Consider the following 23199-nt stretch of genomic DNA (forward strand, 5'->3'; position numbering starts at 1 on the left):
TGTGCCTTTCCGTTGCTTGGACTTGCTGGCCTTGGTTCCACTATAGGCCAATTTAGATGCATGTGCATCTATCGCAAGATACAACGCTGCCGCGCGGAAAATATTCCGCTGTTTTACTCGGGGCTTCCCGGTGCTGCCCGGCGGCCGCTGACCTTGGGCACCATGCCGGTGGTCCAGTCGCGGAACTCCTCGTCAACGTCGGCGCCGGGGCCGAATTCCGGGCGCTCGTGCAGTTCCCGCAGGAGCGCCTTCTTCTCCCGGCGCCCCTCCACCAGCCGGTAGAGGACCGGAACCAGGACCAGGGTCAGGGCAGTGGACGAGACGAGGCCGCCGATCACCACCACAGCCAGTGGCTGCGAAATGAAGCCGCCGCCGCCGGTAAGCCCGAGCGCCATCGGCGTCAGGGCGAAGACCGTGGCCAGGGCGGTCATCAGAATGGGGCGGAGCCGCTGGCGCGCGCCGTGGGTGATGGCATCGGCCACGTTCATTCCCGGCCGGCCGTCGCGCGGCTGCCGGTACTGGTTGATGAGGTCGATCAGCACAATGGCGTTGGTGACCACGATGCCCACCAGCATCAGCATGCCGATCAATGACGGCAGGCCCAGCGGGACCCCGGTCACCAGCAGCAGTGCCACTGCGCCGGTGGCCGCGAACGGCACCGACACCAGCAGGATCAGGGGCTGGATGAGGGATTTGAACGTGGCCACCATAATCACGTAGACAATGGCGATTGCCGCGAGCAGGGCGAGCCCGAGCTGCTGGAACGATTCCTGCTGCTGGGTGGTGGCACCGCCGATTTCGGCTGTGACGCCGGCCGGCAGCTGGACCCCGGCGAGGCGTTCCTGGACCTCCGTGTTCACGGCGCCGAGGTTGGATCCCGACGGCGTTACGGACACGCGTGCGGTGCGCTGGCCGTTGCTGGCGGTGATGGATACCGGGACGTCCACCTGTTCCACTGCGGCGATGCTGCCGAGCGTAACGGGACCGCCGGCTGCCGGCAGCGGAATGTTGCGGACGGCGTCGATGCTCGTAAAGCGGGTGCCCTTGCCGATCTGGACGGGGAAGTCATTGGTTTCGATCCGCACGGTGCCGGCAGGAATGGGGCTGATGGTTGAGGCGAGGACGCCCGCCACCTGCTCTTCGTTGAGCCCTGCCGCTACGGCTTTGGCGCGGTCCACTTTTACCTGCACCACGGGCTGGCTGGCGGCGAGGTTGGTGGCTACTTCACTGGTGCCCGGGACCCCGGTCATGGCTTGGACAATGGCGTCGCTGGCAGCCTGCAGGTCCGCCGTAGTTGCAGCTTTGATGGTGATGTCCACGGTGGAGGACGTGCCGAAGCCGCCCTGCTGGGTGCCCACGGAAACCTTCCCGGAATCAGGAACCTTTGCCAGTTTGTTGCGCACCGTTTCCTGCAACTGGTCCTGGTCCGCCTTCTCGTCGGTCACCACCGTGAACGTGGAGTTCGAGGATCCAGTGGAGGTGATGGCGGCAAACCCGGCCTGCGCGTTCCCGGAGGTGACCTGCACGTCCCGGATACCGTCGATCCCCCGCAGGACCTCCTCGAGGCGGATGGCGGCGGCGCTGGTATCCGCCAGGCTGGTGCCGGCGGGCAGCACCTGCCGGACGGTCAGGCTGTTCTGGCCGGAATTGCCCAGCAGGTTGGTGGCCAGCAGCGGTGCCATCGCCCCCGTCGCGCCTAAGACAAGGGCCGCGGCCACCAGCGTGATCACGGGATGCTTCTGGGTTTTTGTGAGAATGGGAAGGTAGCCGCGCTGGAGCCTGCTGCGCTGTTCCGCCTCCAGCGCCTTCGCCCTCGCCTCTGACGCATCCCTGCGGGCTGCCCCGCTGCCTGGCGTAAGGCCGGGATTCCGGAGGAACCAGTAGGCAAGGACGGGAACTATGGTCAGCGAAACCAGCAGGGACGCCAGCAGCGCCATGGTGACCGTGAGGGCAAACGGCCGGAACAGTTCACCCGCGAGTTCGCCGACGAAGGCAATGGGCAGGAAAACTGCCACGGTGGTCAGCGTGGAAGCGGTGATGGCGCCGGCTACTTCGCGGATGGCGGTCAGGATGGCGGTGACCTTGTCCTCGCCGTAGCTGAGGTGCCGCTTGATATTTTCGATGACCACGATCGAGTCGTCCACCACGCGCCCGATGGCGATGGTCAGCGCGCCGAGGGTGAGGATGTTCAGGGAGTAGCCGGTGGCGGACAGGCCGATAAAGGTAATCAGGAGCGAGAGCGGGATGGACACCGCCGTCACCAGCGTGGACCGCGCGGACATCAGGAACACCAGGATGACTGCCACGGCGAAGCCCAGGCCCAGCAGGCCCTCCGTGGTGAGGTCCTTGATGGACTTTTCGATGAAGGGGGCCTGGTCGAAGACCGGCGTGAACTTGGCATTGGAGCCCAGCTCGGCCTCGAGCCCGGCCAGGGTGTCACGCACCGCATGCGAGATGGCCACCGTGTCGCCTTCAGGCTTCTTGGTGACGGAGACGGCCAGGGTTTCCGCGCCGTTGGTCCGCGTGATGGAGGTCCGTTCGTCGTCCTTGACGGTGACATCAGCCACGGAGCCGATAGTGGCGGCGTTTTTTGCCCCGGCGAGCGGCAGTGCCTTGACGGCGTCCAGGGAATCGACGGGGCTCCCGATCTGCAGGGAGAGGGTCTTCCCCTGCTCCTCGAGGGTGCCCGCCGGGACCAGCGCCCCGTTGTTCCCCAGGGCGTCGCGTATGGACGTGATGCTGGCTCCAGATGCAGCCATGGCATCGGGGCGGGGGAGGATCTCGATGTGCTGGGTGGCGCCGCCGGTCACATCGGCGCCGCGGACGCCGTCGATCTTCTGCAGCCTGGGCACGCTGAGGCGCTGCAGGTCCGAATTGAGCTCGCTGAGGGACTTATCCGAGGACACGGCCAGGAAAACGATGGGAAAGTCGCTGATGCTGCCGGCAATGGCCTGCGGCTGGACGTCGTCCGGGAGGTTCCGTTTGGCGTTGGAGATGGCCCGGTCGATCTGGTTCCGGGCACGGTCAAGGTTGGAACCGTACGTGAAGACCATGGTGATCTGGGAGACGCCGTTGCGCGACGTGGAGGAGGTGGATTCCAGCCCCTCCACGCCGTTCAACGCAGTCTCCAGCGGCCCGCTCACCTGCTTGTCCACCACCTCCGGGGAGGCCCCGGGCATGGCGGTCAGCACCGTGATCTGGGGAAACTCGATCGACGGGATGAGCTCCTGCTTCAGCGACGACATGGTGATCACGCCGAACACGGAGGCGAAGACGGTGATCAGTGCGATCAGTGCCCGGTTTGCCAGTGAAAGTTGTGCCAACCGGAACATCGCATGAACTCCTGTGGGGTTGTGACTGACTGTTGCGGACCAGGACAGCCGGCCATCGGCCCCCCGGCAGGGTCAGTGGCTGGCGGTAACGCTCTCCAGCTGCAGGGACCTCGCCGTGGCCTTTTCGAGCTCCGCGGCAAGCTCCGGATTGTCATCGAGCTTGACGCCGTAGCCGGGCATCATGTCCTTCAGCCTGGACTGCCAGCCCTTGAAGTTCTTCGGGAAGGCCTTCCGGAGCAACTCGATCATGATGGGCACCGCAGTGGAGGCTCCGGGGGACGCACCCAGGAGCGCGCCGATGGAACCGTCACGGCCGGCAATGACTTCAGTGCCGAACTGAAGCACGCCGCCCTTCTGCGGGTCCTTCTTGATGATCTGTACACGCTGGCCGGCCGTGATCAGTTCCCAGTCGCCTGCCTTGGCTTCCGGGTAGTACTCCCGCAGGGCTTCGACCTTGTCGCCGTGCTTCTTGGCCACTTCCTTGACCAGGTACGCGGTGAGGTCCATGTTGTCCTTGGCTACGGCCAGCATGGGGATGATGTTGCTTGGCCGGATGGACAGCGGCAGGTCCAGGTAGGAGCCGTTCTTCAGGAAGTTGGTGGAGAAACCCGCATACGGGCCGAACAGCAACGAACGCTTGCCGTTGACGTACCGGGTGTCCAGGTGCGGCACGGACATGGGCGGGGCACCCACCGACGCCTGGCCGTACACTTTGGCGCTGTGCTGCGCGGCGAGGGTTTCGTCAGTGCAGCGGAAGAACTGCCCGGACACGGGGAAGCCGCCGTAGCCCTTGCTTTCCGGAATGCCGGAGGCCTGGAGCAGGTGCAGCGCGCCGCCGCCGGCGCCCACAAACACAAACTTGGCGCGGATCTTGCCGTGTTCGCCGGACCTGGGGTGCTTCAGCGAAAGGTTCCAGCCGCCGTCGGACGCCCTGGAGATGCCGGTGACGTCATGGCCGTAATTGATTTCGACGCCGTTGTTCCCGAGATACGTGGTCAGCTCACGGGTGAGCGCCCCGAAGTCAACGTCGGTGCCCTCGGCCGCGCGGGTGGCGGCGATCCGCTGCTTCGGATCGCGGCCCTTCACGATCAGGGGCGCCCACTTGCCAATCTGGCCGTGGTCCTCGGAGTACTCCATGCTGCGGAACAGCGGGTGCGGCTTGAGGGCCTCGTAGCGGGTCTTCAGGAAGCGGGTGTTTTCCTCGCCGATCACAAAGCTCATGTGCGGCACGGTGTTGATGAAGCGCTTGGGCGAACCGATCAGGGACTGGTCCACAAGGTGGGACCAGAACTGGCGGGAAAGCTGGAACTGCTCGTTGATGAGCAGGGCCTTGGTGGGGTCCACCGAGCCGTCTTTGGCAGCGGGGGAGTAGTTGAGTTCGCAGAGGGCGGCGTGGCCGGTTCCGGCGTTGTTCCACGGGCCGGAGCTTTCCAGCCCGGGCTCGTCCAGCCGCTCGAACATGGAGATGGTCCAGTCCGGCTCCAACTGCTTGATGAATGCCCCCAGCGTGGCGCTCATGATGCCGCCGCCAATCAGGACGACGTCGGCATGTGGGGTCTTGGAAATGAAGGTCACGATCAGTCTCCGATTGCAGCGGCTCTGGCTGTCACAGAATATCCCCGCGCAGGCCTACTACTGAAATTGGGCTGGCCCGTCAAGGCTTCAGTTGCACTTTGGTGAAAACTTCATTTAAGACAGGTGACGCCGGATAGTTCAGCACCCGGTCCGAGAGGGCAAGCGCGGAGATCGGGAAGGCGATGGGGACCGCGGGAACCGTGGCCGCGATCTGGGCATTAATGGTGTGATATTGCTCATCCCGCTCCTCTCCCTCCGGCATCCCGCGGGCCCTGTTGATCTTGGAAAAGACCTGCGGATCCTGGTAGCCGAACTCGCCGTTTTTTTCGCCGAAGAGCGGGCCCACAAAATTGTCGGCATCAGAGTAGGAGCCGTTCCAGCCCAGCAGGTGGAGTGCATGGTCCCCGGGGGACTGGACCTTTTGCAGGTACCCCTCGGACCAGTCCACGGGAACCGGCTTGACGTTGAAGCCCACGGCGGTGAGCTGGCGGCTGATTTCGGCATAGACCTTCTCCGGAGTGGGGAGGTAGGGCCGGGTGACGTTCAGCGGGTAGTAGAACCTCAGTTCCTCACCGGCGTAGGCGGCGTCCTTGAGGTACTCCTTGGCCTTGGCGGGGTCATGCCCCAGGGCAGGGGCGTCGTTGTTGAAGCCGCTGATCTTCGGCGGCACGAACTGTGTGGCCACGGCAGTGTTGTCGATGAAGAACTTGCGGATCAAGGTCTCTTTGTCGATCGCCAGCTCGATGGCCTGGCGGACTTTCTGGTTCTGCAGGACCGGAATCTCCTGGTTGATGCCCAGATACATCACCGAGAACGGATCCCGTTGCACAATCTGCTTGCCGCGCTTCACCAGCTGGTCAAAGTTGCCCACAGTCACGGCGTCGTAGCCGTCGATTTTTCCGTCCAGCAGCGCCTGGAGGCGGGCCTGCGGGTGGTTGTAGGCCACGAAGTTGATGGTGGCGATCTGGCCGCGGTCTCCCCAGTAGGACGCATTGCTGGCCAGGGTGACGCTGCCTTCGTCCCAGGACTTCAGGGTGAAGGGGCCGGTGCCCACCGGATTGGTGCCGAAAACGGACATCGCCTGGCCGCCGCGGCTTTGGTCCAGGACGTCGGCCTTACCAGCGGCAAGCGCTGCAGGGGAGGCCATGGCGAAGGCGGGCAGGGTGAGCGCCTGCAGGAATGCGGTAAAGCGCTGGGTAAGGTCGATCCGCACGGAATCGGCGGACAGCGCCGTGCAGCTCTTAAAGATGGACAGCTCCGGCTGGTCCGAGTGCGCCTTGAACACGCCTTTGAAGGAACTGCCCGGAGCCTGCCGGCGCAGGTCTTCGGAGAAGGCGAACCACCGGTTGAAGTTGGCGCAGACAGCATCGGCATTAAAGGGGGTGCCATCGTGGAACGCCACACCGCTGCGCAGCTTAAAGGTGTAGGAGCGGCCCTCGTTGGATTCTTCCCACTCAGTGGCAAGCAGCGGGGTGGGTTTCCCGGTGGTCTGGTCCACCCCCACCAGTCCCTCCAGGATCTGGCGGGTGATCCGCTGGGACTCCACGTCGCTGGACAGCGCAGGGTCCAGGCCCAGCGGCTGTACCGCCGTGCCGAAGTTGAAGGTTGCTGTGGGCGCCGCCGTCGGGCTGGGGGCAGCGGAAGAAGACGACGGCGAGGGGGCCGGAACAGCAGTGCACGAGGTGACGCTCAAGGCCAGGAGGGCGGCGCCGGTCGTCAGGACCGTCCGCCGGGATGGACTGCTGGGCACTCGATGATCACCTCGGGATTTTGCCGGCGCCGCCGCTTGCGGGCCGGGACCCAGTCTAGTTGACCTCCCCGGGTGTTTTCCGGGAGGCCCGCAGGGGCCGCCGTATGCTTGCAACCGCCGTTAAAAGGCCCGGGGCCCGTCTTTGTGAACGGACCCCGGGCCTTTTCGATGTGCGTTACCGCCTGCCCGGACTATTTGGGCATAAGGACCGAATCGATGAGGTAGACCGTGGCGTTCTTGGTCTTGACTCCGCCGCAGATCACGCTGGCGTCGTCCACCTTGAGGGCATCATCGCTGCCCGTGACCGTGACGGAGCCGCCCTGGACCGTGGCGTGGGTGCCCACGATCTTGTCGGGGGTGATCTGGCCGGGAACCACGTGGTAGGTCAGGATCTTGCTCAGCAGGGCATCATCGGTCTTCAAGGTTTCGATGGTGGCTGGGTCGATCTTTGCAAAGGCGTCGTCCACCGGCGCGAAGACAGTGAATTCACCGCCGTTGAGCGTGTCCACGAGGTCCACCTTCGGGTTCAGCTTGCCGGAAACCGCAGCCGTGAGGGTGGTCAGGATGGGGTTGTTGGATGCTGCCACGGCGACGGGGTCCAGCGCCATGCCTTCCACGGAACCGGCGCCCGTGGGGACCTGCTCGGCGTAGGCGGCGCAGCCGGGGCCAACGAGGTTTGCCGCCGGATCCATGGCAGCGGCCGAGGCGCTGGCCGAGGGGCTGGGGGCCATGGTGGAGGCCGAGGGCTCTGCGGCCGGCGCGGAGGAGGTTGAGGTGCCGGCCGAGCCGCCGCATGCGGTCAGGCTGAGCAGGGCTGCAGCTGCAACGCCTGCGACGCTGAAAGTGGTGCGCTTAAGAGTCTGCATTTCGGTTCTCCTTGGTTGAACATTTCGCCTGGCCGTGGACGGGTGTCCGCGGCGCCTGGTGTTTCTGGCTGGTGGGCACCTGCCCTTGGCTGGTGTCTCATGGGGTATTCGGCTGCTGCAGAAACATGGATGGGTCAACGTCAAGGACTTTTTCAAAACGCTGCTGATTTTTTGTCGGCGGCAGGGAAACAAAAAGATCCCCCGGCCGGTGAACTGGTCACTGGCCGGGGGATCTTTTGTTGTTGAGTGCGCAAGGGGGGACTTGAACCCCCACGCCCGAAGGCACAGGAACCTAAATCCTGCGTGTCTGCCAATTTCACCACTCGCGCTTGGCTGCCGTTGCCGGGTGTTCAGCTGCCTGGGTCAGGGCTGGAAACGTACGACGGCGGATGCCAGTCTTTATTGTAGCGTCGCGCAGGCGTGGCCTGCGTCAGCCGTGGCAGGGTCAGGCGTCCAGCTTCAGGTCCCGGCGCAGCTTGGCCACATGGCCGGTGGCGCGGACGTTGTACTGGGCCAATGCCACCTTGCCGTCCGGGTCCACCACAACAGTGGACCGGATCAGGCCCTCATACGTCTTGCCGTAGTTCTTCTTTTCTCCCCATGCCCCGTAGGCCTCCGCCACTGCGTGGTCCTCGTCCGAGAGTAACGGAAAAGTGAGGGTCTCCTGCGCAGCGAACTTGGCGAGCTTTGCCACCGGATCGGGGGAGATGCCCAGCACGTCATAGCCTGCCGACTGCAGGGAGGACAGGCTGTCCCGGAAGTCGCAGGCTTCCTTGGTGCAGCCGGGGGTCGCCGCGGCGGGGTAGAAGTACACGATCGTGTGCCGGCCCGGGCGCGGTGCCAGGCTGACGTCCTTGCCGGAGGAATCCTTCAAGGTGAAGGGCGGTGCTTCGTCACCTGTTACGAGTCTGTCAGCCATTGTTTTTCTCCTTGTTGCAGGCGGGACACACCAGCCTAGTAAGCGGCCCGGAGCAGTGCCAATCGACACTTGGCTATACTTGCTGCTATGCCTGATATGGATCAATGGCCCACAGGGCGCCTCTTGTCCACTGCTGCGCGCCTCGTTGAACACTCCTGGAACGAAAAACTCGGCGCAATAGGTCTCACCCACGCCGGTGTTATTGCCATAGAGGTTCTCCATGCGCAGGGCCCCATGACTCAGGCGCAGCTAGCCCAATTCGTGCGTGTGCAGGCCCAGACCATGGGTAAAACCCTCAGCCGGCTGGAGGCCCACGGCCACATCGCCCGGGTCCGCAGCACCTCGGACCGCCGCAGCCACGTAGTGTCCCTCACGGAACGGGGCAGGGAAGCCGTCGCCGCCGCCGTCGAGATGGAACGTACGGTCCTGGCAGCGGCCACCATCGATCCCGACGCCCTCCGGCAGGAACTCAAGGCAGTTGTCCGGGAGCTCGCAAGCCAGTTTGGTACCACCGCCACCGCCGCGCTGGTAGAGAATCCGTCCATGACGCCGTAGGGCAACCAACCGCTTCCGCACAAGCGTGATCCCAGCTGTAGCAGGCTGTGGTCACGCTTTATTTTTTGCTCGGCATTTCATTTCTTGCCGGGCACTTCCCCGACACCGGCAAAACCCCATCACCTTTCGCAGCAGGAGGTGATGGGGTGTTTTGTGCCTGACGCGGTCCAGGCCCACGGGTCGGAGGCCGCGAACAACAAAACAGCCCCCGGCTTGCGTTTCCGCAAGCCGGAGGCTGTTTTCCCAGTGGTGCACCCCCCGGGACTTGAACCCGGAACCCATTGATTAAGAGTCAATTGCTCTGCCAATTGAGCTAGAGGTGCATCTTTTGTTTCGATCGTTTGGGGCTTTTTCTTTCCCCGTTGATCTCCGCAACGACATGAAACTCTACACGAACTTTTGGTGCATGTGAAATCGAGGGACGCAGGCGGGCCCCGGTCAGCCCGAAGGGGGCAAAACCAGCACAAAGTCGGGATTTTCATTGTTGGTCAGCAGCCAAAAACCACCGTCCGGGGTGTGCACCACGTCCCTGATCCGGCCGTATTCGCGTGTGAAATGGGCCACAGGCGTGCCGGCCTCCTCTCCCGCCAGGGGGACGGTCCACATCCGCTGGCCGCGCAACGCGCCCAAGTAGGCTGTTGAGCCCACGATTTCCAGTCCGCTGGGCGAGGATTCGCTCGTTGCCGGCCAGACGACTTTTGCGTCCCGGAACTCAGCGCGGCGGGGCGCGCCGGTTACTGCAGGCCACCCGTAGTTGCCGCCCGCCACAATCAGGTTCAGTTCATCGTCCACATCGGGCCCGAACTCGCTGGCCCACAGCCGGCCGTCAGCGTCCCAGGCCAAGCCCTGGACGTTCCTGTGGCCGAGGCTGTAGACGGCGTTGCCGAACGGATTGCCGGGGGCGGGGTCGCCGTCGGCCGTCAGGCGAAGGATCTTCCCGCCCAGCGCTTCCGGGTCCTGCGGCTGGTCCCGGCGCTGGGAGTCGCCGGTCCCCACGTACAGGAAGCCGTCCGGTCCGAAGCGGATCCTTCCGCCGTTATGGGTGGAGGCTTTCGGAATCCCAGTAAAGATCACCTCGGGTTCTTCCAGGGAGAGTGTGCCGTCACCGGCTGCCGGCAACCGAAGGCGGGCAATTCTGTTATCCGACCCGGACGTGAAGTAGGCATACAGGTAGCGGTCGGTTGCGAAGTTGGGGGACAGGGCAAGCCCCAGCAAGCCCCCTTCTCCTCCCGGAACCACGCCCGGGACTTCACCCAGCTCGCTGGCGGCGCCGGAGCGGACTGTTTTGAGCAGGGCACTGTCGCGCTCGGAAACCACAGCTGTTCCGTCCGGAAGGAACACTGCGGCCCAGGGGATTTCCAGCTGCAGGTCCAGGCGCTGCGGTGTTCCCGGCGTCGGCACCGCAGGGCTGCTGAGGGCGGGGGAGCTCATGGAAGGGGCGCTGCTGCCGGTGGGTGTTCCATCCGGTGCGCCTGTGCAGGAAGACAGCAGGAAGGCCAGGCAGGCGGCAGCCGCAGCCAAACCGGGTGCCGCACGGCGCGCCCGCCGGGAAAGGGCGGTACTAGATGCGCCTGCGCCGCGGTGCCCTGAACCCGGCAGCCTCGGCGTGCGCCGGTGATTCGAACCAAACGTCGGCCCTGGTCTGCTCATACTCGGGGTGTCCCTCCTCGTAGTACACCATTGCGCCGGCGTCACCTTTGACGGTGTAATCCGCCGGCCCGCTTCCGTCAGCCGCGGCCGACGCCGAGCCCGCACCGTAGGGCTCTTCCGCGGCCAGGTGCCCGGCCGACTCCGTCCCTGCCGGCGGGGTGGCTGCGGGTGCCGTCCCGGCCGAAGGCATGGCTGCCGGCTGGTCCTGGGTATGGTCGGCGCCGGTTTCCACGAGGGCGGAAGACTGCGCCCGGTCCTGCGTTTCCACCGCTGCGGCGTCGCTGGGGAGGCCGACGCCGGCGCCGGCACCTCCCGGGGAAGGCGCGGTGTTGCCGGTTTCGGGGCTGCCGGCGCGGGCCGCCGAAGGCTGAGGGGCTGCGGCTGCGGTCCGGGCGTCCTCCGGTTCCTCAACTGCTGCCGTCTCAGCTCCGGGAAGGGTAGGTGCCTGCGGCGCGGTGTATTCGGCGTGGTGAACCGGGTGCTGGTTGACGGTTCCCTTATCGGTGGTTCCGGAAAGCTCAGTTCCGGAGGTCTCGGAGGCCGGGGCATGCGCCGCCGTCGTTGCGCTTTCCCGGTGGCCCGCGCCTTCGTGGGCCGGCGCCGGTCCTGATGCCTCGGACCACTGCGTTTCCCACTCAGCCTCGTCTTTGATCCGGCGTTCTTCCCGGGCTTCACCGCTGTTGGCACCTGCGGCGGTTCGAGCTTCCCCGTCGCTCACATGTGAGGCGCCAACAGCGGAAGATCCCGCACCGCCGTGCTGTGCTGCCGCGGCCGGCACATCACGGGCCGTCGCCGACGCGGTCTCGGCCGGCTCATCGGCAGTGACGGGCGCGGCGGGTTCTGCCGGGCGGCCGAACCCCGCAGCGCTGGGGATACCGGTGGTGCCGGCAGCTTCGGCGGACGCGGCGGCGCTGCCGCCCGAGAGCGCACCGTCAGTGCGCAGACCCCCTTCAGGGCGGGGCCTTTCCGGCTGCCCGACGGCCGAGCCGGTAGAGGTCTCCCGGGCAGCAGCCGACTTCTTAGCATTGATCCGCCACCACACAACACCCGCCAGTACAACGAGCAGAATGATCAAGAAGACAGCTTCCATGGCAATCCCTTCAGTCGGTTCGGCAAGCTCCTTTGCCCGACGCTACGTCGGGTCCACAGCGCTGTCCAGCACTTTGACCTGCCGGGACATCCTTTTCCCCTGGCCGGACGGCGCCCGGGGCAGGAGGTGGAAGCACGTCCAGGCTGATACCCGGGTTTGGTGTCCGGATGCGTGAGGGAGGCCACAGGAACCCCGTCTTGCTGGCCGTGGATCTCAGCATTCGGGATGACAGTCCACTATCTGAGCCGAAATATTCCGGGTTTTGTACTTAACCGCGCCCGGTCTGTCGTTGAGCCGTTCCGCAGAGCCATAGACTTTCCCCTATGAGTGAGGACACCCTGACGGGAACCGACAACAAGCCTGACATCAAGCCGCGCAGCCGGGTAGTCACTGACGGCATCCACGCCGCCCCCGCCCGGGGCATGTTCCGCGCTGTCGGCATGGGCGATGACGACTTCGCCAAGCCCCAGGTGGGTGTCGCCAGCTCCTGGAACGAAATCACCCCATGCAACCTTTCGCTGAACCGGTTGGCCCAGGGCGCCAAGGAAGGCGTTCACGCCGGCGGCGGCTTCCCCATGCAGTTCGGCACCATCTCCGTTTCGGACGGCATCTCCATGGGCCACGAAGGCATGCACTTCTCACTGGTTTCCCGCGAAGTCATCGCCGACTCCGTGGAGACCGTGATGCAGGCCGAACGGATTGACGGCTCGGTCCTTTTGGCCGGCTGCGACAAGTCCCTCCCGGGCATGCTGATGGCGGCAGCCCGCCTGGACCTGTCCAGCGTCTTCCTTTACGCCGGCTCCATCATGCCCGGCTGGGTCAAGCTCGAGGACGGCTCGGAAAAGGAAGTCACCCTCATTGACGCCTTCGAAGCTGTTGGCGCATGCGCCGCCGGCAAGATGAGCATGGAAGACCTGACCCGCATCGAAAAAGCCATCTGCCCGGGCGAAGGCGCGTGCGGCGGCATGTACACGGCCAACACCATGGCCTGCATCGGCGAGGCCCTCGGCATGTCCCTGCCCGGCTCGGCCGCCCCGCCCTCGGCAGACCGCCGTCGTGACGAATTCGCCCGCAAGTCCGGTGAAGCGGTAGTCAACCTGCTCCGCCAGGGCATCACCGCCCGCGACATTATGACCAAGAAGGCCTTCGAGAACGCCATCGCCGTCACCATGGCCTTCGGCGGTTCCACCAACGCCGTCCTGCACCTCCTGGCCATTGCCCGCGAGGCCGAGGTTGAGCTCACTCTCGATGACTTCAACCGCATCGGCGACAAGATCCCGCACCTGGGAGACCTCAAGCCTTTCGGCCGCTATGTAATGACCGACGTCGACAAAATCGGCGGCGTGCCGGTGATCATGAAGGCACTGCTCGACGCCGGCCTGCTGCACGGCGACTGCCTCACCGTCACGGGCAAGACGGTCGCGGAAAACCTCGCATCCATCAACCCGCCTGACCTTGACGGCAAGATCCTGCGCGCGCTGGACAACCCGATCCACAAGACCGGCGGCATCACCATCCTGCACGGCACCATGGCCCCTGAGGGCGCAGTGGTGAAGAGTGCAGGCTTTGACGCCGACGTCTTTGAAGGCACCGCCCGCGTGTTCGAACGTGAACAGGGCGCCCTCGATGCGCTGGACAAAGGCCAGATCCATGCGGGCGACGTCGTCGTCATCCGCTACGAAGGCCCCAAGGGCGGCCCCGGCATGCGCGAAATGCTTGCCATCACAGGCGCCATCAAGGGCGCGGGCCTGGGCAAAGACGTCCTGCTCCTCACCGACGGACGGTTCTCCGGCGGCACCACGGGCCTGTGCATCGGGCACGTCGCACCGGAAGCCGTCGACGGCGGCCCCATCGCCTTCGTCAAAGACGGCGACCGCATCCGCGTGGACATCGCAGCCCGCAGCTTCGACCTGCTGGTGGACGAGGCAGAGCTCGAAACCCGCAAGGCCGGTTGGGAGCCGCTGCCCGCCAGGTACACCAAGGGCGTCCTCGCCAAGTACGCCAAACTGGTGCACAGTGCCAGTACAGGCGCATACTGCGGGTGATGCCTTCCCCTTGCGTGGGGCGCTGAGCGCCCCACGCAAGGGGCCCCTCGGCATCACCCTTATTAAGCCCTTCCGGGCTTTGGTGACTCGCTGAAGGTTGGATCCCTTCGCCAGGAGGGATCAGTTCGTGGACAATGATGTCCATATGGTGAGATCGGGTGGTGCCTCGTTGACACCCGTCACACCAGAGGGAAAACTGAACGCATGACTTTCGTTACCAGCTGCGCCGCTGCAGAAGCAGTCGTCGTCCTTACCAAGCGCGTGGCACATTAGCCTCCACTGGTAACGAACCGTCACGCGCAAACCCCTCGAAGAGCCGCCAGGCTGAGGGGTTTTTTTATTTCCCGCAGTTTCCATGTAACACAGATGATCCACAAGGAAGAGTCCGATGAGCAAAGGATCGCCGATCAGCCCCTCGCTGATGGCTACTAAGTCCGCTGGAGCCCCCAAGGCTCCGGAACGCGCCGACCGAACGGCTGACCACGCCGTCGTCGTCGCCGACCTTGCTGCCGTCTCTCCTGTCCTTGGGCCGAACAACGTTGTACCCCCAACGGTGATGACCGGCTCGCAAGCTATTGTCCGCTCGCTCGAAGAACTCGGCGTCGACGATATTTTCGGTTTGCCCGGTGGCGCGATCCTGCCCACCTATGACCCCTTGATGGCCTCCAGCATGAACCACGTCCTGGTCCGTCACGAACAGGGAGCCGGCCACGCCGCGCAAGGCTACGCCATGGTCACCGGGCGGGTAGGCGTCTGCATCGCCACCTCTGGCCCCGGCGCCACCAACCTCGTTACCGCCATCATGGATGCCCATATGGACTCCGTGCCGCTGGTGGCCATCACCGGCCAGGTGTCCAGCGGTGTGATCGGCACCGACGCCTTCCAGGAAGCGGACATTGTGGGCATCACCATGCCCATCACCAAGCACTCCTTCCTGGTGACCGACCCCAACGACATCCCGCACGTGATGGCAGAGGCGTTCCACCTGGCCTCCACCGGCCGCCCCGGTCCGGTCCTGGTGGACGTGGCCAAGGATGCCCAGGTGGGCCAGATGACCTTCTCCTGGCCGCCCCGGGTGGACCTGCCCGGATACCGGCCCGTCACCCGCGGGCACAACAAGCAGGTCCGCGAAGCCGCCAAGCTGATCGCCGCGGCCAGCAAGCCCGTCCTGTACGTGGGCGGCGGCGTGGTCAAGGCCCACGCCTCCGCTGAACTGCTGGCCCTCGCCGAGGCCACCGGGGCACCCGTTGTCACCACGCTGATGGCCAAGGGCGCGTTCCCCGACTCCCACCCGCAGCACGTGGGCATGCCCGGCATGCACGGCACGGTCTCTGCCGTCACCGCCCTGCAGCAGTCCGACCTCCTCATCACGCTCGGCGCGCGCTTTGATGACCGCGTCACCGGCGTGCTGAAGACCTTTGCACCCAATGCCAAGGTCATCCACGCGGACATCGACCCGGCCGAAATCTCCAAGAACCGCACGGCCGATGTACCGATCGTGGGCTCGGTCAAGGAGATCATCCCTGAGCTGACCGACGCTGTCCGTACCCAGTTCGAGGTCTCCGGCGCACCGGACCTCACCACCTGGTGGGCTTTCCTGAACAACCTGAAGGAGACCTACCCGCTGGGCTGGACCGAGCCGGACGACGGACTCACCGCCCCGCAGCGGGTGATCGAGCGGATCGGTGCACTGACCGGGCCGGAAGGCATCTACGTGGCGGGCGTCGGCCAGCACCAGATGTGGGCCGCGCAGTTCATCAAATACGAGCGTCCGCATGCCTGGCTGAACTCGGGCGGGGCCGGCACCATGGGCTACGCCGTCCCGGCTGCCATGGGCGCCAAGGTGGGGGAGCCGGACCGCGTGGTCTGGGCCATCGACGGCGACGGCTGCTTCCAGATGACCAACCAGGAACTGGCCACCTGCGCCATCAACAAGATTCCTATCAAGGTTGCCGTCATCAACAACTCCTCGCTGGGAATGGTGCGCCAGTGGCAGACCCTCTTCTACGAGGGCCGCTACTCGAACACCGACCTCAACACCGGCCACGACACCGTCCGCATCCCGGACTTCGTCAAGCTGGGGGAGGCCTACGGCTGCGCCTCGTTCCGCTGCGAACGCGACGAGGACATCGACGCCACCATCCAGAAGGCCCTCGAAATCAATGACCGCCCCGTGGTGATCGACTTCGTGGTGAGCCCCAACTCCATGGTGTGGCCGATGGTGCCCGCCGGCGTGAGCAACGACCAGATCCAGGTTGCCCGCAACATGACCCCGGAATGGGAAGAAGAGGACTGACCATGAGCCGCCACACACTCTCCGTCCTGGTTGAAGATAAGCCGGGCGTGCTGACCCGCGTCGCAAGCCTCTTCGCCCGCCGGGCCTTCAACATCAATTCCCTGGCCGTTGGCCCCACCGAGGTTCCGGGCATCTCCCGGATGACGGTGGTGGTCGACGCCGATGGCGACCTCATCGAACAGGTCACCAAGCAGCTCAATAAACTGATCAACGTCATCAAGATCGTTGAGCTGACCTCCGAATCTTCCGTACAGCGTGACCACATCCTGGTCAAAGTACGTGCGGATGCCGCAACTCGTCTGCAGGTGACCCAGGCCGCAGACCTGTTCCGCGCCTCAGTGGTCGACGTCTCCACCGATTCGGTCGTCATTGAAGCAACCGGCCATCCCGAAAAGCTCACCGCACTGCTCTCAGTGCTGGAGCCCTTCGGCATCCGCGAAATCGTGCAGTCCGGCACCCTGGCCGTTGGACGGGGATCCCGCTCCATGAGTGACAGGGCGTTGCGCTCCGCGTAGGAATCTGACCGGGCCCCGCCCGGCAGAGCGCGACGCCCTTAACCGCACCACCGAACACCTATCTACAATCCACTCAAGAGGAGTTACGCAAGTGACTGAAATGTTTTACGACGACGACGCCGACCTGTCGATCATCCAGGGCCGCAAGGTTGCCATTGTGGGCTACGGCTCCCAGGGCCACGCCCACGCGCTGAACCTGCGCGATTCCGGCGTCGAGGTTGTTATCGCGCTGAAGGACGGCTCCAAGTCCGCCCCCAAGGCCGAGGACGCAGGCTTCACCGTCAAGAACGTCGCCGACGCCGCCGAATGGGCAGACGTCATCATGATCCTGGCGCCGGACCAGCACCAGCGCTCGATCTACAACGACTCCATCAAGGACAAGCTGAAGCCGGGCAAGGCCCTTGCTTTCGCCCACGGCTTCAACATCCGCTTCGGCTACATCCAGGCACCGGAGGGCGTTGACGTCATCCTCGTTGCCCCGAAGGCACCCGGCCACACCGTCCGCCGCGAATTCGAAGCCGGCCGTGGCATCCCGGACATCATCGCCGTCGAGCAGGACGCTTCCGGCGCCGCCTGGGAACTGGCGAAGTCCTACGCCAAGGCCATCGGCGGCACCCGCGCCGGCGTTATCAAGACCACCTTCACCGAAGAGACTGAAACCGACCTCTTCGGCGAGCAGGCTGTCCTCTGCGGCGGTGTGTCCCAGCTGGTCCAGTACGGCTTCGAAACCCTGACCGAAGCCGGCTACCAGCCGCAGATCGCCTACTTCGAGGTGCTCCACGAGCTCAAGCTCATCGTTGACCTCATGTGGGAAGGCGGCATCGCCAAGCAGCGCTGGAGCGTTTCCGACACCGCCGAGTACGGCGACTACGTCTCCGGCCCGCGCGTCATCACCCCCGCGGTGAAGGAAAACATGCAGGCTGTCCTCGCCGACATCCAGTCCGGTGCCTTCGCCAAGCGCTTCATCGAAGACCAGGACAACGGCGGCGTGGAGTTCAAGGAACTGCGTGCCAAGGCCGAGCAGCACCCCATCGAGGCTGTCGGGCGCGAACTGCGCTCCCTGTTCTCCTGGCAGCAGCAGGACGTGGACTACGTTGAAGGCTCTGCCGCCCGCTAAAGGTTCCTAACCTATCCAATGGGCAACGTGAGGCCGGGTTCACACTTAACAATGTGAGCCCGGCCTTTCCGTCGGCCTAGACTTGTTCCATCCCCAGGACTGCAACGCAGAGGATCAGCCGTGTCAAAACCCGTAGTACTGCTCGCCGAAGAACTTTCCCCCGCCACCATTGAGGCCCTCGGCCCGGACTTCGAAATCCGCCAAACCGACGGCGCTGACCGCTCCCAGCTGCTCTCTGCCATCGGTGACGTTGACGCGATACTGGTCCGGTCTGCCACCCAGGTGGACGCCGAGGCCATCGCCGCGGCGAAGAACCTGAAGGTCATCGCCCGCGCCGGCGTGGGCCTGGACAATGTGGATATCAAGGCCGCCACCCAGGCCGGCGTGATGGTGGTCAACGCCCCCACGTCCAATATCGTCTCCGCAGCCGAGCTCACCGTAGGCCACATCCTCAGCCTCGCGCGTCATATTCCGCAGGCCAGCGCCGCGCTTAAGGACGGCGAATGGAAGCGCTCGAAGTACACCGGCATCGAACTGTTCGAAAAGAAGATCGGCATCATCGGCCTGGGCCGCATCGGCGCCCTGGTGGCAGCCCGCCTGAAGGGCTTCGACACCAAGATCCTCGCCTACGATCCCTACATCACCTCCGCCCGCGCAGCGCAGCTCGGCGTACAGCTGGTCACCCTGGACGAGCTCCTGGCCCAGTCCGACTTCATCACTATCCACATGCCCAAGACCCCCGAGACGGTGGGCATGCTGGGCGCTGACGCGTTCAAGAAGATGAAGAACACCGCCTATGTGGTGAACGTTGCCCGCGGCGGCCTGGTGGATGAGGAAGCCCTCTTCACCGCCCTGCAGGACGGTGAAATCGCCGGCGCCGGCGTGGACGTCTTCGCCAAGGAGCCCAGCACGGACCTGCCGTTCTTCAAGCTGGACAACGTTGTGGTCACCCCGCACCTCGGCGCATCCACGGACGAAGCCCAGGAGAAGGCGGGCGTCTCCGTAGCCAAGTCGGTCCGCCTCGCCCTGGCAGGCGAGCTGGTTCCGGACGCGGTCAACGTCGCCGGCGGCGTCATCGCCCCGGACGTCCGCCCGGGCATCCCGCTGATCGAGAAGCTGGGCCGCATCTTCACCGCCCTCACCCACGACTCCCTGACGCAGTTCGACGTGGAGGTGGCCGGCGAGATCTCCTCCCTCGACGTCAAGGTCCTCGAGCTGGCAGCACTGAAGGGCATCTTCGCCGACATCGTGACCGAACAGGTCTCCTACGTCAACGCCCCGGTCATCGCCGAGCAGCGCGGCATCAACGTCCGCCTGATCACCACCCCGGAGACCGAGTCCTACCGCAACGTCCTGACCCTGCGCGGGGCGCTCAGCGACGGCAGCCAGATCTCCGTGGCCGGAACCCTGACCGGACCCAAGCAGATCGAAAAGCTGGTGGGCATCAACGGTTTCGAGGTTGAAATCCCCATCAGCGAGCACCTTGTGGTGGTGGCGTACACCGACCGTCCCGGCGTGATCGGCACCATCGGCCACATCCTGGGCATGAACAACATCAACATCGCCGGCATGCAGGTGGCACGCCACGACCAGGGCGGCCAGGTCCTCGCGCTGCTGACCATCGACAGCTCCGTGCCCCAGCAGGTCCTGGACGCCATCAAGGCGGGCATCGGCGCCGAGATGGTCCGGGAAGTGGACCTGGAGGACTGATTCCAGGGGAAACGCCGTAGCGTCGGCTTCCGCTCGGCGCGTCCGGGCGGGGCCACGTATGATTGGCCGGTCTGCTTACAATGGCTGGGTCCTCTTGGGACCATGCCGGCAGGCCGGCCAATACCTTTTGCACATCCGTCCGTAATCGTCCACGTCCGCCGCGCGGACACGAATGTGCGCACGCAATCCAGGTTTCAGGGAGTTCAATGAACGCCGTCCAGAGGTTCATCAGAAGCAGGGTGCTGCTGTTGACCGCGGCCATCTTGATCGCAGCCATGTGCTTGTCGGTCATCGTCCAAAGTCAATCGCAGGCGGCGCTCAGCCGGACCGTGAATGAAAATTCCCGGGGCCTTTACGATGTCCTGGTCCAGGCCAAGGCGCCCTCCGGTGCGATGCTGCAGCCGGAAATCGCTAACGGAACCGGCGGCATCAGCTTCGAACAGCTGGAGGCCATCCGGAAGTTGTCCGGTACCTCCGTGGCAGCGCCCATCAGCCTGGTGTCCCGCGTGACACAGAACCTTGAGGCCCCGCGGCTGGATGCCATGGATTACCTGGGCTACAACGCCGGGCTGGCAGGGACCGCGACGGCGGACCAGGCCGCAGGTGCCACCGCTCCCGCCCAGTGGCCGGCAGCGGAGTCCGTGCTCAGCGACCAGGCGAAGAAGTACCGCCTCACCGCCAGCGCCGTAAGCTCCGACGGTGTTTCCGAGCAGACCCTGTTCAAGTCCAGCGCCGAAGGCACCCTGGGCAAAGCCAGGCTCGTTGAGGAACAGGCCGCCGGGGGAAGCAGCATCCGGATCGCCGCCCCCGAAGGCGAAACGGGAATCAAGTTCGCCGCGCCCGCCGGCGGTTCCGAACACAACCTGTTCAACCTGTCCGTGTCACTCCCACTTGCCCCGGAAGTGACGGAGTCAGTGGTCGCCGTCGACCCTGCCGCCGAGCGCGCCCTGCTCGGATCCGCCGGGGACTTCCTTTCCCCGCTGGAAAAGGCCCCGCCCGCCGACGCCCGCAACGCCGGCGCTGTCGGCCGGTACCTGGAAGGCCTTTTCACCAACGGCATCGGGCTGGACCAGCTGGAGGAAGGTCCTGACTTCCTGGGCGTGAAGCTCAAATACTGGGCACCGCTGATGACCCAGTACCAGCAGGCCAAGCGCACCGGCCAGCTCACCGCCGACTCCCAGGCCATACCCCTGGTGGTCCGCTCGGGTACGTCCCTGGACCTGAAGTACAACGTCAAGATCGAGGAAATCGACGACGCCGGCAAGGTGGTCAAGGACGTCGGGACAGTTTCCAGGTCCCTCGGACAGGACTACCTGCCTTTCGTCTCGAAGGACCCGTTCGTCCTTTCCTGGCCCGGATCCACAGACCACACCTCCCTCCTGGGTGCCACCGGCAACTTCAACCAGGGCCTCTACACGCCCGCCCAGTGGAGCACCGACTTTGCCGCGGCCCCGCAGTACACCGACGGTAAAACCGCGGCAAATGGCGCCGTGGACAAGGCCGCGGTACCCGGCGAATGGGTCACTGTGAACCGGCTGCCCGAAAAGAGCGCCAACGGCACCCCGGTGGACCAGACCCAGCGCGAACCCGTGGATGAGCGGTCCTACCGCGAAAACCTGGAGACCGGCGAGAAGAAGGTCTCAGCCCCGCTGGCCATGGTGTACGGCACCTTCGACCCGTCCGCTGTGGCGAAGGCGGCCGGTGACGTCAACAGGCTTCCGCTGGGCGGCTATGACCCCACTCCGTTCAGCCTGGTCAAGGACGCCGAGGGCAAGGATGTTGCGGCCGCAGAACTGAAGCCGTCCCTGAGCGCCACCGGGCTCGCCAGCCAGTCCGCCGGCGCCATCACCGACTACTACGGACTCGCTGCTGCCCGCGGCTACACACAGAACGCAGCCGTGATCGATGCCGTTCGTGTCCGCGCCGACGCCCCCGGAAGCTGGAAGGAGGCCCAGCCCGAGGTTGAAAAACTCGCCGCCGAGATCCGCAGCATGGGCCTGGAAGCCACCATCGTGGCCGGCTCCGCCCGTGAAGACGCAAGCATTTTCGTTCCCGGCTACTCCAAGGACGGCGCCGGCAAGGAATCGGCCCTGGGCACGGTCCAGCAGTCCTGGGTCCGGCAGAACGCAGCCGACGCCGTGACGGGGTCCCTGTCCGGAACGAACGTCACGCTGCTCTTCCTCACGCTGTGCGGAGCCGCGCTCCTGACCGGCGCCTCCACCGTGAGCTACATCCGCAAACGCCGGTCCGAGGCCGGTACCCTCCGTGCGATGGGCTGGACCCAACGCCGGATCCGCAGCTGGGTCCTTGAGGAATTCGGAGTGGGCGCTGTCCTGCTCGCCGTGGCCGGCCTGGTCCTGAGCCTGGTCAGCTGGAGCCTGGCCACCGCCCTGGTCTCCGTCTCCGTCCTGGTGCTGTACGCCGCCGCGGCATTCTTCGCCGCCCAGCAGCTGCGCCACAGGGACGTCATCGACCAGGAGCCGCAGCACGACGAACGGCTCATCCCGGTGGACTCGCCGCTGACCTTCGCGAACCGGCAGCTCGGCACCAACAAGTTCAACACGCTGTCCCTCGCTGTTGCTGTTGGCGTCTTCGGCGCCGCAGTGGGCGGGCTCATCGCGCTGCTGATCGACATTCCCCGGGCGGCCGGCGCCAGCGCCCTGAGCGGCCTCGCAGCTGCCAGCGTGGCCCTGCCGAGCATCCTCCTGGCGCTCTCCGGCGTGGTGGTGGGACTGGTGCTCACCCTGGTCACCGGACGTTTTGAACTCAACGCCAAGCGCCAGTACCTGGGCATCCTCGAAGCCATGGGCTGGAACCCGGACATGCTCCGCCAGGTCCGGTTGTTCGAGAATGCGCTGGTGGGAACCGTGGCCCTGCCGCTGGGCGTGCTGGGCGCCCTCGGCATCGGCCTGCTGCTCGCCCCCTACGCCGCCCTGTGGGCAGGCGTGGCCGGGCTGGTAGCTGTACTTTGCTGGATACCGATTGCAACGAAAGTGGTCCAATGACAAACCAGACGAATGTCCAGCGGAGCCGCCGGTCCGGCTCCGGCGACGTCCCCCTGCAGACGCGCGCCAACACCATCGTCAAGGCCGCTGACCATGAGACGCCGCTGGAACTGAGCGACATCACCATCCGCTACGGCGGCGGGAAAGGCGGAGCCGAAGCCGTCAGCGTGGTGGAAGGTTTCGACCTGACGCTGCACGCCGGCGAGATGCACTGCGTCGCCGGCCGAAGCGGCTCGGGCAAGACCAGCATCCTGACCGTCAGCGCCGGACTGACCCTGCCGACGTCGGGCCGCGTTTTCTGGGAAGGCGACTCCCTCGAAACCATGGGCGACGACGAAATCGCCGACCGCCGTCGTGCCCTCATCGGGTACGTGGACCAGGGCGGTGCCCTGATCGACGGCATGAGCGCCCTGGAGAACGTGCTGCTGCCCGCGGTTCCCGACGGCGAAGTGGACCAGCGCCGGGACATGGCCAAGGACCTGCTGGACCTGGTGGGCCTGGGCCGCCGCATGCGGCACCGCCCCGCCCAGCTGTCCGGCGGCGAACGCCAGCGTGTTGCGATCGCCCGGGCCCTGATCCTCGGCACCCGGGTCCTTGTTGTGGACGAACCCACGGCGAGCCTTGACCGCGCCTCTGCCAACCGCATCATCAGCATCCTGAAGGACACCACGTCCGATGGCATCGCAGTACTCGTTGCCTCGCACGACCACGAACTCGTCCGGCTCAGCGATACCCTGACTGAACTGATCTAGCCTGTCCCTCCGCACCGAAGGT

General features: G+C 65.3%; 15 protein-coding genes and 2 tRNA genes. 8 read left to right on the forward strand and 9 right to left on the reverse strand.

The features are described 5' to 3' along the window. Positions 1–113: 113 nt before the first annotated feature. The 6 genes from ARTSIC4J27_RS07970 to bcp all read right to left on the reverse strand — a co-directional run bounded on the left by ARTSIC4J27_RS07970 (position 114) and on the right by bcp (position 8442). A complete protein-coding gene (locus ARTSIC4J27_RS07970; RefSeq protein ID WP_050054677.1) occupies positions 114–3332 on the reverse strand; it encodes an efflux RND transporter permease subunit in 3219 nt (1072 codons plus the stop codon). A 72-nt stretch (positions 3333–3404) separates the two neighbouring features. After that, the gene (locus ARTSIC4J27_RS07975; protein ID WP_050054678.1) at positions 3405–4907 is read right to left on the reverse strand and encodes a malate:quinone oxidoreductase; all 1503 of its coding nucleotides are present in this window, start codon (positions 4905–4907) and stop codon (positions 3405–3407) included. 79 nt (positions 4908–4986) lie between these two features. After that, a complete protein-coding gene (locus ARTSIC4J27_RS07980) occupies positions 4987–6657 on the reverse strand; it encodes an ABC transporter substrate-binding protein (protein WP_083435368.1) in 1671 nt (556 codons plus the stop codon). A 191-nt stretch (positions 6658–6848) separates the two neighbouring features. Then, on the reverse strand, positions 6849–7523 hold the full coding sequence (locus ARTSIC4J27_RS07985) for a fasciclin domain-containing protein (RefSeq protein ID WP_050054679.1): 675 nt from the start codon (positions 7521–7523) through the stop codon (positions 6849–6851). 247 nt (positions 7524–7770) lie between these two features. Further along, positions 7771–7852 (reverse strand) — tRNA-Leu (locus ARTSIC4J27_RS07990). A gap of 116 nt (positions 7853–7968) precedes the next feature. After that, entirely contained in the window at positions 7969–8442 is a 474-nt protein-coding gene (gene bcp / locus ARTSIC4J27_RS07995) for a thioredoxin-dependent thiol peroxidase (RefSeq protein ID WP_050054680.1), read from the reverse strand. A 96-nt stretch (positions 8443–8538) separates the two neighbouring features. On the opposite strand from bcp, the gene ARTSIC4J27_RS08000 reads away from it, so the two are divergent. Next, positions 8539–8997, forward strand: a complete 459-nt coding sequence (locus ARTSIC4J27_RS08000) for a MarR family winged helix-turn-helix transcriptional regulator (protein WP_050054731.1) — start codon at positions 8539–8541, stop codon at positions 8995–8997. Positions 8998–9244: 247 nt separating this feature from the next. On the opposite strand, the gene ARTSIC4J27_RS08005 is transcribed toward ARTSIC4J27_RS08000, so the two are convergent. The 3 genes from ARTSIC4J27_RS08005 to ARTSIC4J27_RS08015 form a co-directional block, all read right to left on the reverse strand. Further along, positions 9245–9320, reverse strand: a tRNA-Lys gene (locus ARTSIC4J27_RS08005). A gap of 115 nt (positions 9321–9435) precedes the next feature. Continuing rightward, positions 9436–10428 (reverse strand): PQQ-dependent sugar dehydrogenase, encoded by a 993-nt coding sequence (locus ARTSIC4J27_RS08010; protein WP_152683810.1) that lies wholly within the window; start codon positions 10426–10428, stop codon positions 9436–9438. A 130-nt stretch (positions 10429–10558) separates the two neighbouring features. Continuing rightward, positions 10559–11737 carry a sunset domain-containing protein gene (locus ARTSIC4J27_RS08015; protein WP_050054682.1) on the reverse strand — a complete coding sequence of 393 codons (1179 nt, stop codon included), beginning with the start codon at positions 11735–11737 and terminating at the stop codon, positions 10559–10561. Positions 11738–12060: 323 nt separating this feature from the next. On the opposite strand from ARTSIC4J27_RS08015, the gene ilvD reads away from it, so the two are divergent. The 7 genes from ilvD to ARTSIC4J27_RS08050 all read left to right on the forward strand — a co-directional run bounded on the left by ilvD (position 12061) and on the right by ARTSIC4J27_RS08050 (position 23177). Next, a complete protein-coding gene (gene ilvD, locus ARTSIC4J27_RS08020) occupies positions 12061–13782 on the forward strand; it encodes a dihydroxy-acid dehydratase (protein WP_050054683.1) in 1722 nt (573 codons plus the stop codon). Between the two features lie 388 nt (positions 13783–14170). Beyond that, positions 14171–16078, forward strand: a complete 1908-nt coding sequence (locus ARTSIC4J27_RS08025) for an acetolactate synthase large subunit (protein ID WP_050054684.1) — start codon at positions 14171–14173, stop codon at positions 16076–16078. A 2-nt stretch (positions 16079–16080) separates the two neighbouring features. Continuing rightward, positions 16081–16593, forward strand: a complete 513-nt coding sequence (gene ilvN, locus ARTSIC4J27_RS08030; RefSeq protein WP_050054685.1) for an acetolactate synthase small subunit — start codon at positions 16081–16083, stop codon at positions 16591–16593. 91 nt (positions 16594–16684) lie between these two features. Continuing rightward, positions 16685–17710: a ketol-acid reductoisomerase gene (ilvC, locus tag ARTSIC4J27_RS08035; RefSeq protein ID WP_050054686.1), complete on the forward strand. Its 1026-nt coding sequence runs from the start codon at positions 16685–16687 to the stop codon at positions 17708–17710. A gap of 120 nt (positions 17711–17830) precedes the next feature. Further along, positions 17831–19420 (forward strand): phosphoglycerate dehydrogenase, encoded by a 1590-nt coding sequence (gene serA, locus ARTSIC4J27_RS08040; RefSeq protein WP_050054687.1) that lies wholly within the window; start codon positions 17831–17833, stop codon positions 19418–19420. Positions 19421–19626: 206 nt separating this feature from the next. Beyond that, positions 19627–22425, forward strand: a complete 2799-nt coding sequence (locus tag ARTSIC4J27_RS08045) for an ABC transporter permease (RefSeq protein ID WP_050054688.1) — start codon at positions 19627–19629, stop codon at positions 22423–22425. Continuing rightward, positions 22422–23177 (forward strand): ABC transporter ATP-binding protein, encoded by a 756-nt coding sequence (locus tag ARTSIC4J27_RS08050; RefSeq protein WP_050054689.1) that lies wholly within the window; start codon positions 22422–22424, stop codon positions 23175–23177. Before ARTSIC4J27_RS08045 ends, ARTSIC4J27_RS08050 begins: the two co-directional genes overlap by 4 nt. Positions 23178–23199 lie beyond the last annotated feature (22 nt).

The sequence above is a fragment of the Pseudarthrobacter siccitolerans genome (genome assembly GCF_001046895.1).
Classification (GTDB): Bacteria; Actinomycetota; Actinomycetes; order Actinomycetales; family Micrococcaceae; genus Arthrobacter; species Arthrobacter siccitolerans.